The following is an 11476-nucleotide window of genomic DNA, read 5'->3' on the forward strand; positions in this document are numbered from 1 at the left end:
GGGACCGCGCTCCGCTGTTCGCCTCGCCCCCCGCTACCCTAGCGGCACCCACGCCGCCGACGGCAGGACCCCCAGCCACGCCAACACCGCGATACACGACGACGTGCAGACGATCGACGCGGCCGGCGGGTCGAGGTGCGTCTCCGAGTGGGCGTAGAACACGCGCTGGAGCAGTTCGCCCAGCACCGCGCCGAGCACCCCGAACGCCCCGCCCGCGAGCAGCGCCACGGTCGGCGACACCGCGCCGGCGACGGCGCCGGGCAGGACCGACCCCCGGGCGGTCCCCGCGAGCGCCAGGACGACCGTGCTCGCCGGCAGCGCCATGTGGTGGGTGACGGGGACCCGCGCGGCGCCGCCGACGAGCAGCGCGAGGGCGGCGACGCTGAGCCCGAACGAGAGGAAGGCGCTGCCGGTGACGTACGCTAGGTACCCCGAGAGGACGCCGACGACCGCGCCCAAACCGGTCACGTCGCGCCAGCGATAGAGGTACGGGAGCCACGGCTCCACGCGGATCCGTCCGGGAGGGTCGTCCGCCGCGACGGAGCCGGCCGCCCCGGTGCCGCCGTCGGCGACCGGGTCGCCCGGAGCGGCGTCGCCGTCGGCGACCGAGTCGCTCGCGCGGCCGACGACCGCCTCGCCCCGCTCGTACGGCGACATGTCGAGCAGCCTCCCGACGGGCGCCCCGACGAGGCTGTACCCGAAGGCGGCCCGGTGGGCCAGCGCGGAGGCGACGACGCCGAGCGCGACCGGGTCGGTCGGAACCCCGAGGGTCCCCGAGACCGCGGCGACGACGAACCCGAGGACGCCGAAGGCCCCCCCGACCGCGAGCACGTCGGGGCGGCCGCCGAGCCCGGCGGTCACCTCCTTTGCGGGGTGAAACTCGAAGCCGGGGGCGTCGACGTACCCCCGGCGGACGGCGTACGCCAGCGCGGCGGCGCCGCCGCCGAAGGCGACGTGGGGCCCGAGGACGACGCCGAAGGCGACCTGCCCGGTGACGTCGACCGGGACCGACCCGCCGGCCGCCCGGGTCGCGAGCGCGTACGCCTCCCCGACGACGACCGCGAGCCCGCAGAGCACGAAGCTGTTGAGCGCGCCCAGCGACGCGCCGAGGGCGCCGCCGGCGAACGCCGCCAGCAGCAGATCGACGGCCAGCAGGTCCACGAGGGGCACGGACTACTCGTCGTCCCCGTCCGCCGGTCGCGCCGCGGCCCCGCTCCGTTCGGCCTCGTGCGCCCCGAAGACCTCGTCGAACAGCGCGACCACGTTCGCCTCGATCTCGTCGCGGATCGCCGCCACCTCCTCGGACGACCTCCCGTCGGGGTCCGCCAGCGCCCAGTCGCGCGCCTCGACGCCGTTGGCGAGCGAGAGGGTCGAACAGCCCATCGTCGCCACGTAGTCGCACTCGTTCAGTTCGGCGTCCGTGACCTCCCGGGGGGTCCGTCCGGACAGGTCGATACCGAGTTCCGCCATCGCGTCGACTACCTCCTCGTGGACGTGGTCGGCGGGGTGGGTGCCGCCCGTGAGCAGTTCCACGCGGTCGCCCAGCCCCCGGCGCTCGACCTCGCGCTCCGCGAACGCGTACGACATCTGCGAGCGGCCGGCGTTCTGGACGCAGACGAACGCGAGCCGTACGGGGTCGTCGGAGCCGACGCCGTCGGCTTCGGCGCCGTCGCTCACGCCTCCACCTCCCGGGTCGAGTCCAGCCCGGCCAGCAGCGCCTCCGCGCGTTCGGTGGTGTCGTAGTAGCGCCACTTCCCCTCCTTGCGGCGCGTCACCAGCCCGGCGTCTGTCAGCGTCGACAGCGCGTGACTGACCGCGGACTCGCTCACGTCCACGAGCGGTTCCAGCTCGCAGACGCACAGGTCGCCGTCGGCGGCCGCGAGCAGGCGCGCGATCCGATAGCGCGTGTCGCTCCCGAGCGCCGCCAGCGCCTCCACGTCCCGCTCCCCCCCGTCCACGGACGCGCGCTCCGCCAGCGCGTGCAGGTCCGCGAGCCGGTCGTTCACGTCCCCCGCGCAACACTCGCCGACCTCGTCGGCGATGAGCCGTTCCAGTCGCTCGCTCGTGGCCATACGAACGATTGCAGAAACGTTCAAATGAATCTGCCGGTCGTGTACGGCGAGCCGTCGCCCGGGTCGTCGGGAGGGCGGCCCGGATCGGCGCGGCCCGGCGCGTCCGTTCCCGCCGCTCGGGAAGCGTGGGTGGTTTGAGGTCGTCCCGTGCCCAAACAGCGAGCGCCGTCCGGGACAGCCACACGGACGGCGAGAACTCGGTTCCGTGCTCCGATCCGCTCTCGACGTGCGGCCCGCGACCCGGCGGTCACGGCCGACCGCCGGGACGCGACGGCCGCCTCGGCGTCGACCCCGTCGCTCCTCCGACGGGGCGCGTCATACTGTCGGACGTACGCACTTCAAGAATTTCGTCACCCCGAGGTGGCGAATATCCTCACGAAGGTACGTCCGACAGTATCAGTCCTCCGCGGGCGCCTCGGCGCCGACGCGCGAGACGCCGATCGTGACGGTCACTCCCTCGACCGTCCACTCCTCCTCGAGGTCGAACTCGACCTCGTCGGGCTCGACGAACCCGTCGGTCCGGGTCTCCTCGGCGACGTAGTCGCGGTGCTCGTCGACGAAGCGCGCGACGCGCTCGTCGTCGACGTCCAGCGAGACGCGGATGCGCTCGTCCACGTCCAGGTCCAGTTCCTTGCGCATCTCCTGGACGCGTCGGACCACGTCGCGGGCGTACCCCTCCGACTCCACGTCCTCGGTGAGCTCGGTGTCGACGTAGACGGTGCCGTCCTCGAACTCGGCGCTGACGACGCCCTCGGGCGCCTGCGAGTGGAAGGTGACCATGTCCTCGTCCAGCTCGTACACCTCGCCGTCGACCTCGACCGCGAGGCGACCGCTGGCCTCCAGCTCCGCCCGCGTCGAGCCGCTGATCTCCGCCATCACGTCCTGGGCGTCGCCGCCGAAGGCGGGGCCGAGCTTCGACATCTCCGGCTCGGCGACCTCGACGAGCTCGCCGTAGGAGTCGACCACCTCGACCGACCGGCTGTTCACCCGGTCGGCCAGCAGGTCGCGGAGGGCCGACACCGACTCGCGGGTGTTCGGGTCGTCGCTCTCGACGACGACCCGGGTGACGGGCCAGCGGAGCTTGCGCTCGGCGCGCTGGCGGGCGTTCGCGGCCGCCTCCTCCACGTCGCGGAGGACGGCCATGTCGCGCTCCAGCTCCGGGTCGCGGAGGGCGGGGTCGACCTCGGGGTAGTCGAGCTGGTGGACCGTCGTCGCCTCGCCGTCGAGGTGCTGGTACATCCGCTCGGTGAGGTACGGCGCGTACGGGGCGAGCAGACGGGTTACCTCCCCGAGGACCGTCGCCATCGTGTCGTAGGCGGCGCGCTTGCTCGCGGAGTCCTCGTCCTCCCACATGCGCTCGCGGATGGCCTTCACGTAGAAGCGCGAGACGTCGCCCGTGACGAAGTCGAGGAGGGCGTTGAGCGCGTCGTCGACCTCGTAGTCGTCCCAGGCGTCGTCCATCTCGGCCTTCACGGTCTGCAGGCGCGAGAGCACCCACTCGTCGACGACCTCGAGGTCGGCGTCGTCGAGGTCCGCGTCCGCCGGGTCGTAACCGTCGAGGCGCATGTACGGCAGCGGGAAGCGGAACACGTTCCAGAGGATGTTCAGGGTGGACTGCATCTCGTGGAGGCCGTCCCACTCGAACGCGAGGTTCTTCTCCTGCTGCTCGTGGCTCAGGAGGTAACAGCGGAGCGGGTCGCGCCCGGCGGCCTCGATGGCCTCCGCCGGCTCGACGATGTTCCCCTTGGACTTGGACATCTTCGAGCCGTCGCCCATCGTCGTGAAGCCGTGCATGAGCACCTCGTCGTACGGCGATTCGCCGAGGGCGGCGGTGCCCATCCCGAGCTGCGACCAGAACCACCCGCGGGTCTGGTCGTGCGCCTCGATGATGAGGTCCGCGGGCCACAGTTCCTCGAACGCCTCCTCGTCGCTCGGGTAGTCGATAGTGCCCAGGGTGGCGACCGAGGAGTCGAACCACACGTCGAACACGTCCGGGACGCGCTCGTAGGTGGTCCCCCCCTCGGTGATCGTGAGGTCGTCGACGGAGGGACGGTGGAGGTCGATGGCGTCGGGGTCGACGTCCTGGTCGACGCGCTCGGCGAGTTCCTCGCGCGTGCCGACGACGATCAGGTCGTCGGCGTCGTACGTCTCGGCGTCCTCCGGGACCCAGATGGGGAGGGGGATGCCCCAGTAGCGCTGCCGGGAGATGTTCCAGTCGGGCGCCTCCTCGACGAAGTTGCGGAAGCGGCCCTCGCGGGCGGACTGCGGGTGCCACTCGGCGTCCCCGATGTTGTCGAGGAGCTCGTCTTTGATCTCGGTGATCCGGATGAACCACTGGTCGGTCGCGAGGAAGACGATGGGCGTGTCACACCGCCAGCAGTGGCCGTAGCTGTGCTCGTGGGTCTCGCTCGCGAGCAGGTGGCCCTTCGCCTCCAGGTCGGCGACGATGTCGTCGTTCGCGTCGCGGACGAACTGGCCGGCGTACTTCCCGCCGGCCTCGGTGTAGACGCCGTCGCCGCCGACGGGGCAGAACGCTTCCAGTCCGAGTTCCTCGCCGCGCTCGAAGTCCTCCTGGCCGTGGCCGGGCGCGGAGTGGACCAGCCCGGTGCGGTCGGCCTCGACGTACTCGGCGGTGTACACCTGCCCGGCGCCCTCGAAGCTCGGGTGCTCGGGCACCTCCTCGGCGAGCGGGTGGTCGTACTCCCAGCCGACCAGCTCCTCGCCCGCGTACTCGGCGACGACCTCGTAGTCGTCGTAGCGGCCTCGCTTGAGCGCGTCCTCGACGCACGACTCCGCGAGGAACAGCGTCTCCGTCTCCCCGTCCTTGGTCGCCTCGACCTCCTGGTAGGTGAGGTCCTCGCCGACGGCGACGAAGGTGTTGGCGGGGATGGTCCACGGGGTGGTCGTCCAGATGACGAGGCTCCCCTCGCGGTCGGAGAGGGGGAACTTCACGTAGATGGAGGGGGATTCGATGTCCTCGTACTCGACCTCGTTGTTGGCGATGGCCGTCTCACACCGGGGACACTGCGAGATGGAGCGTTTGCCCTGCTCCACGAGCCCGCGCTCGTGGACCTGTTCGAGCGCCCACCAGGCCGCCTCCATGTACTCCGGCTCGATGGTCTGGTACGGGTCGTCCCAGTCCATCCAGGCGCCGATGGACTGGAAGTCCTCGTCCATGTTCTCGCGGTTGCGGAGGGCGAACTCCCGGCACTCCTCGATGAAGTTCTCCATGCCGAACTCCTCGATGTCCCGCTTGGTCTCGAAGCCGAGCTCCTGCTCGACCTTCGTCTCGATGGGGAGCCCGTGCATGTCGTAGCCGGGGCGGTCGGTCACGTCGTGGCCGTTCATCCGGAGGTAGCGGATGACGGTGTCCTTGAGGGTCTTGTTCCAGGCCGTCCCGAGGTGCATCTGGCCGGTCGTGTACGGCGGGCCGTCGACGAAGAAGAACGAGGGGTCGTCGGCGTGTGCCTCCTTCGCCGCCTCGTAGGCGTCCGTCTCGTCCCAGCGCTCGGAGACGGCGGCCTCCACCGCCTCCGGCGTGTACTGGTCCGAGATGTCGCTGTCGTCCATACTCGCCGTGAGCCGGCGGGAGTACATCAAGTCGGTGGTCTGGCAGAGGCGCTGTCGAACGAAGTGAGACGGCGGAGCAACGGCGGCGAGCTCGTGGGCGAGCCGCCCAGGTAAAGCAGCGATGCCGAACTGAGTGAGCGAAGCGAACGAAGCGAGGCATCGGCAAGTCGGCGGCGAGGGCACCGGACGGCCCCGCGCTCTCACCCGTGAGAACCGCGGGGGAGCGTTCTTACCTACGGCCCGGAACCGCCCGACAATGAGCGACGCAGACGGCCCGGACTCCGACGCGGCGGACGGCGAGGAGGGACCGGTCCGGGACGTGGTTCGCGTCGACGGCGACGAGCCGGACGGCGCCGAGGGCGGGGACGATGACGGCGGGCCGCCGCCGGGTCGCGACGGCGTGATGGACCCCGACGACCTCGACATCCGCGAGCGCGACGGCGTCGACGAGACCGACGACGGCCGCTACGTCATCTCCACGGGCGTCGCGCGCGACGACGTCGAGGCGTCGGCGGGGGCCCCCGGCGAGCGTCCGATCGACGGTCCGCCCGGAGGGCCGGCGGCCGGGTCGCCGCCGGACGCACCTGTCGGCGCGGAGGGAGCGGAGGAGGGAGACGGGTCGGACGCGGACCGGGACCGCGACGCCGGGGCCTCGGACTCGGGGGTCGATGCCCGGGCGGGACCGGGCGGTGGCGAGCGGCCGGGGGCCGCCGCGGACCCCGACCGGGACGACGACCCGCTGGAGGCGGTCGCGGCCGAACTCGACGCGCTCTCGGCCTCGCACGGCTTCGCGCTCGCGGTCGCCGCCGGCGGCGAGACGGACACGCTGCGGGTCGCCTCGGGCGAGCCGACCGACACGCTGGAGACGGCGCTGCGGTGGTACGCCCGCCGGGTCAACCCCGGCACGCCGGCCGAGGAGACGGTCGCCGCGTTGCTCGCTGCGTCGGATCTAGACCTCGGGTAGGCCGGCCCCCCCGGGGATCGTCGCCGAACCGACGGACGAACGGCCGGGGAACGAACGCGGTATCCCGTCAGATCGACACGCTCGTGACCCGATCCCGCCGCTACCGCCCCGAACTTTATCGGTCGGGCGACTGTAGTGGACGTATGATCGAACGCGTCCTCGTCCCGATGGACGAGTCCGAGACGGCCGAGCGGGCGCTCCGTCACGCGCTCGAGGCCCATCCGGGGGCGGATATCACCGTCCTGCACGTCGTGGGCGAACCGTCCGGGATGATGGGGGCGGCGGCGAGCCTCGCCCTCGAGGAGGACGCAGAGCAGGCGGGCGAGGAGGCCTCGAACGAGCTGTTCTCGCGGGCCGACGAGATCGCCGCGGAGTACGACGCGACGGTCGAGACCGAGGTGGGGTGGGGGAGCCCGGCGAAGGAGATCGTGAGGCTGGCCGAGGGGTTCGACGTGCTCGTGATCGGCGCGCACACGGGCGGCGTGGCGGAGCGGCTGTTCGTCGGCAACGTCGCGAAGGACATCGTCCAGCACTCGCCGGTGCCGGTGACGGTCGTACACTGACGGCCCGCGCGCGGCGGCGGGGGCGGATGTGCCGGGTCCGGGACCAGGCGTGTCGGGTCCGGCGTCGAGCGGGTCGGGACCGGCGTCGAGCGTGGAAAGCCGTAAGCCCCGCGCCGCCGAAGGCGGCGACATGAGCGACGACGAGGGGCTGGCGCTGACGGTGCGCGGCGCCGCCAAGCGGGACGCGGGGCGCGGCATCGCCAGGCTCTCCGACGCGACGATGAGCCGCCTCGGCGTGCTGTCGGGCGAGACGGTCGTCATCGCCGGCGGGCGCGAGACGGCCGCGAAGGTGTGGCCCGCGGGCGCCGACGCCGGCGACGGCGAGGTGCTCGTGGACGGCGAGACGCGCGCGAACGCCGGCGCGAAGATCGGCGAGCAGGTCCGGGTCCGCAGGGAGCGCGTCGGCGAGGCGGACGCGGTGACGCTCTCGGCGCCCGAGGCGCTCGACGGCGTCGACATCGACGACGACACGCTCGCCCGGGCCGCCAGGCGCGACCTCGACGGGCGGCCCGTCCGGGCGGGCGAGCAGGTGCGGCTCTCGCACCTCGGCGGCAACGTGTTCGTCGTCGAGGACACGACCCCCGACGGGCCGGTGAAGGTCCACGACGGCACCCGGCTGACGGTGCGGCGCCCGGGCGACCGCGGCGGCGACGGCGGAGCCGGGAGCGGGTCCGGCGGCGGCCGCGGGGGCCGGGCGAACACGTCCTCCTCCGGCACCGGCGCGTCGGTGGACCTCCCGACGCGGGACCGGCGCGCGGGCGACGACGGGAGCGACGCGGCGTCGGGTTCGGGAGGGGCGGGCGGTTCGGCCGGCGCCGGGTCGGGGACGGCCGCGCCGACGCCCCCCGCCGGCGGCGTCACCTACGAGGACATCGGCGGCCTAGACGACGAGCTCGACCTCGTGCGCGAGACGATCGAGCTCCCGCTGTCGGAGCCGGAGGTGTTCGCCCGCCTCGGCATCGACCCGCCCAAGGGCGTGCTCCTGCACGGCCCGCCCGGCACCGGAAAGACGCTCATCGCGAAAGCCGTCGCCAACGAGGTGGCCGCGAACTTCATCTCGGTGTCCGGCCCGGAGATAACCTCGAAGTACAAGGGGGAGAGCGAGGAGCGCCTGCGCGAGATATTCGCGGAGGCCGACGAGAACGCGCCCGCGATAATCTTCTTCGACGAGATCGACTCGATCGCCGGCCAGCGCGACGACGGCGGCGACATGGAGAACCGGATCGTCGGGCAACTGCTCTCGCTGATGGACGGGCTCGACGCCCGCGAGGACGTGATCGTCATCGGCGCGACCAACCGCGTCGACTCGATCGACCCCGCGCTCCGGCGCGGCGGCCGCTTCGACCGCGAGATCGAGATCGGCGTCCCGGGCGAGGCGGGGCGCCGCGAGATCCTGGAGGTCCACACCCGCCGGATGCCGCTCGCGGACGACGTGGACGTGGGCCGCCTCGCCGCGCGGACGTACGGCTTCGTCGGCGCCGACATCGACTCGCTGACGACGGAGGCGGCGCTGACGGCGCTCCGCCGGGCCCGCCGGGAGGACAGCGCGGTCGACCTGGCGACGGTGGAGGTGACGCGCGCGGACTTCGAGTCGGCGCTGGCGAGCGTCGAGCCCTCGGCGATGCGCGAGTACGTCGCAGAGCAGCCCGACACCACCTTCGCCGACGTGGGCGGGCTCGCGGAGGCGAAGGAGACGCTCTCGCGGGCGGTCACCTGGCCGCTCACGTACGCGCCGCTGTTCGACGCCGCGGGCGCCGACCCGCCGACCGGCGTGCTCCTGTACGGCCCGCCCGGCACCGGGAAGACGCTGCTCGCGCGCGCGATAGCGGGCGAGTCCGAGGTGAACTTCATCGAGGTCGCCGGGCCGGAGCTGCTCGACCGCTACGTCGGCGAGTCCGAGAAGGCGGTGCGGGAGGTGTTCGAGCGCGCGCGCCAGGCGGCCCCCAGCATCGTCTTCTTCGACGAGATCGACGCCATCGCGGCCGACCGCGACGGCATGGGCGACTCCTCGGGCGTCGGCGAGCGCGTCGTCTCCCAGCTGCTCACGGAACTCGACCGCGCCGGCGACAACCCCAACCTCGCGGTGATCGCCGCCACGAACCGACGGGAGGCGCTTGACGACGCGCTCGTCCGGCCCGGCCGCCTGGAGAGCCACGTCGAGGTTCCCCTGCCCGACGTGGAGGGCCGCCGGAAGATCCTCGCGGTCCACACCGAGCGCACCCCGCTCGCCGACGACGTGGACCTGGACGAGGTGGCCGGCCACACCGAGGGCTACTCGGGCGCGGAACTCACCGCGGTCGTCCGCGAGGCGACGATGCGGGCTGTCGAGCGCGTCGCCGACGAGTTCGGCGAGGAGGCGAACGACCACGCCGACGCCCTCTCGGTGACGGCCGACGACTTCGAGGCGGCCCTGGAGCGGGTGACCCCGCCCGAGGCGGCCGACTGAGGGGCGGACCCTCCCGGCGTCGCGGTGCCGCAGGCCGGCGACGCCGCCGGCGGCGCCGGCGCGCTCCCGCTACTCCTTGTGCAACACCGCCTCGTAGTGGTGATCGTTGCTGTAGCGGATCCCGTCGACCGTCCACGCCGAGCCGACGCACGCGTCCCGGAGCACGTCGGGCGTGAACGGCCGGAACAGCAGCGTCTCCCCGACGTCGCCCTCGTACTCGAAGTGCATCACGCGGTACCCCGTCCCCGGCGTCGGGTCGGGTCGCCAGCCGAGCAGGTCGCTCGCGCCGTCCGCCCCGGGGTCGTAGTTGTCCAGCACCGCCACCGCGTCGGCGTCGGTCACGAACGCCAGGTCCGCGAGGAACGCCCGGAGGCGGTGCGGCGGACGCGCCAGCCCCAGCTGCGTGCCGTGGGCGTAGACCCCGCGGAAGCGGTCCCGTCCGAACGACTCGCGGAGCGCGAACATGTCGCCCTCGACGGCCCGGTCGACGCCGCGCTCCCGCATGGTCTCGACGAGGTGGGCGGAGGGTTCGAGGCCGACCGCCTCGCCGTCGTAGCGCTCCTGGAACCGGAGCACGTCGCGGCCGGCGCCCGCGCCCAGATCGAGCAGCGGCGTCGCGAGGCCGTCGGCGTCGAGCGTCTCGTACACCTCGTCGTCGCGCTCGACGAAGTAGAAGCGTTCGATGGGATGCTCCAGTCGCTCGTCGCCGTCGACGGTCCAGAGCGGCTCGGACTGTTCCCCGCGATGGACGTCGCGGATCGCGCGGCCGAACGGGTCGGTCACGGACGGGTCGACGCGACGGGTGCGGTAAACGATAGGTGAGGGACGGTACCGGGTCACGTCCGGACCCCGGACAACTCGGACCCGAGTACATCCGCGGCGACTGCCGGCAAAACTGACGGCGAACCGCACGGTTGAACACCGCGGACGGCGCGTGGCGAGTATGTCCCAACTGCTACCGGACGAGGCCGCCGAGCGGCTCGTCTCGACGTGTCGAACGACGGTCGGCGACAACGCCCGGTCGGTGACGTTCTTCTCGCGGACGGACCACGAGCAGCTGTACCTCCGCGACGACCTGGAGCAGGACGCGGACCTGATGGCGTTCATCGGCACCGAGCGCCAGGACTTCGCGATGGCCAGCGACGGCTACTCGGGCACGGAGCTGGGCGAGTACCGCTACACGCTTCGCGTGTTCGAGAACGGCTACGCCGTCCGCATCGACGGCCGGGACAAGGGCGTGCTCGTCACCAGCGACGGGATGGCGCTGCGCGACTTCAACCACCTCGCCAGCGCCGTCGCGGCGACGCTCGAGGAGTGGGAGGGCGAGGACTGACCGCGGGGACGGCGGCCCGAACGACTACTTCCGCAGGTACTCCTCTCCCTTCCGCCCGCTGGCCTCGTCGATCCGGAGCCGCACCCGGCGGACCTCCGTCATCGGCTCCGTCGCCGCGCTCGCGAAGAGGCTCGGGTGCCAGGCGTTGTCGTCCATCACTTCCTCGGCGTACTCGGCGTCGTCCACCTCCTCCAGCGTCCCCGCGACGACGACGCTGCGCCAGTCGAACCGCGACTCCACCTCGAAGGCGGTCAGGCAGGCCCGCTCGCTCCGCTCGGCGGCGTCGATCTTCCGGCTCTCCTCGCCGAACCGGAGGAGGTACGTGTACACCGCGTCGCCGTCGTACCCGAACGACACCGGGACCGCGTACGGCCCGGACTCCCCCTGCAGCGAGAGCGTCCCGTACCCGATGTCGGCGAGCGCGTCGGCTATCTCCCCGTCGGTCATCTCGTTGCCGTGCGCGTCCCCGTCGTCGACGGACATGATCGGGAGTTCCCGCCGGACCCCCTAAGGCGGCGGACGCGATTC

General features: G+C 72.6%; 10 protein-coding genes. 4 read left to right on the forward strand and 6 right to left on the reverse strand.

Annotated features, from left to right (window positions below; translation table 11 throughout):
* Nucleotides 1-33: 33 nt before the first annotated feature.
* The 4 genes from ACQUQ1_RS16755 to ileS form a co-directional block, all read right to left on the reverse strand.
* Nucleotides 34-1170: a hypothetical protein gene (locus ACQUQ1_RS16755; protein WP_435065445.1), complete on the reverse strand. Its 1137-nt coding sequence runs from the start codon at nucleotides 1168-1170 to the stop codon at nucleotides 34-36.
* A gap of 3 nt (nucleotides 1171-1173) precedes the next feature.
* A complete protein-coding gene (locus ACQUQ1_RS16760) occupies nucleotides 1174-1677 on the reverse strand; it encodes a low molecular weight phosphatase family protein (protein ID WP_435065446.1) in 504 nt (167 codons plus the stop codon).
* Nucleotides 1674-2072 carry an ArsR/SmtB family transcription factor gene (locus ACQUQ1_RS16765; protein WP_435065447.1) on the reverse strand — a complete coding sequence of 133 codons (399 nt, stop codon included), beginning with the start codon at nucleotides 2070-2072 and terminating at the stop codon, nucleotides 1674-1676. Before ACQUQ1_RS16765 ends, ACQUQ1_RS16760 begins: the two co-directional genes overlap by 4 nt.
* Nucleotides 2073-2468: 396 nt before the next feature.
* Nucleotides 2469-5642 carry an isoleucine--tRNA ligase gene (ileS, locus tag ACQUQ1_RS16770; protein WP_435065448.1) on the reverse strand — a complete coding sequence of 1058 codons (3174 nt, stop codon included), beginning with the start codon at nucleotides 5640-5642 and terminating at the stop codon, nucleotides 2469-2471.
* Nucleotides 5643-5898: 256 nt separating this feature from the next.
* On the opposite strand from ileS, the gene ACQUQ1_RS16775 reads away from it, so the two are divergent.
* From ACQUQ1_RS16775 to ACQUQ1_RS16785, 3 genes are all read left to right on the forward strand, one after another.
* On the forward strand, nucleotides 5899-6606 hold the full coding sequence (locus ACQUQ1_RS16775) for a DUF7500 family protein (protein ID WP_435065449.1): 708 nt from the start codon (nucleotides 5899-5901) through the stop codon (nucleotides 6604-6606).
* Between the two features lie 143 nt (nucleotides 6607-6749).
* Nucleotides 6750-7169: a universal stress protein gene (locus tag ACQUQ1_RS16780; protein WP_435065450.1), complete on the forward strand. Its 420-nt coding sequence runs from the start codon at nucleotides 6750-6752 to the stop codon at nucleotides 7167-7169.
* A gap of 130 nt (nucleotides 7170-7299) precedes the next feature.
* A complete protein-coding gene (locus ACQUQ1_RS16785) occupies nucleotides 7300-9615 on the forward strand; it encodes an AAA family ATPase (RefSeq protein WP_435065451.1) in 2316 nt (771 codons plus the stop codon).
* 69 nt (nucleotides 9616-9684) lie between these two features.
* Here the strand turns inward: ACQUQ1_RS16785 and ACQUQ1_RS16790 are convergent, their stop codons facing one another.
* On the reverse strand, nucleotides 9685-10398 hold the full coding sequence (locus tag ACQUQ1_RS16790) for a class I SAM-dependent methyltransferase (protein WP_435065452.1): 714 nt from the start codon (nucleotides 10396-10398) through the stop codon (nucleotides 9685-9687).
* A 160-nt stretch (nucleotides 10399-10558) separates the two neighbouring features.
* On the opposite strand from ACQUQ1_RS16790, the gene ACQUQ1_RS16795 reads away from it, so the two are divergent.
* Complete coding sequence (locus ACQUQ1_RS16795; protein ID WP_435065453.1) at nucleotides 10559-10948, forward strand: DUF7522 family protein; 390 nt, start codon at nucleotides 10559-10561, stop codon at nucleotides 10946-10948.
* A gap of 24 nt (nucleotides 10949-10972) precedes the next feature.
* Here ACQUQ1_RS16795 and ACQUQ1_RS16800 read toward each other — a convergent pair whose 3' ends face one another.
* Nucleotides 10973-11431, reverse strand: coding sequence for a pyridoxamine 5'-phosphate oxidase family protein (locus ACQUQ1_RS16800; protein WP_435065454.1), 459 nt, complete (start codon nucleotides 11429-11431; stop codon nucleotides 10973-10975).
* Nucleotides 11432-11476 lie beyond the last annotated feature (45 nt).

Origin of the sequence: Halobaculum sp. EA56, from assembly GCF_051195075.1 — an archaeon.
Classification (GTDB): domain Archaea; phylum Halobacteriota; class Halobacteria; order Halobacteriales; family Haloferacaceae; genus Halobaculum.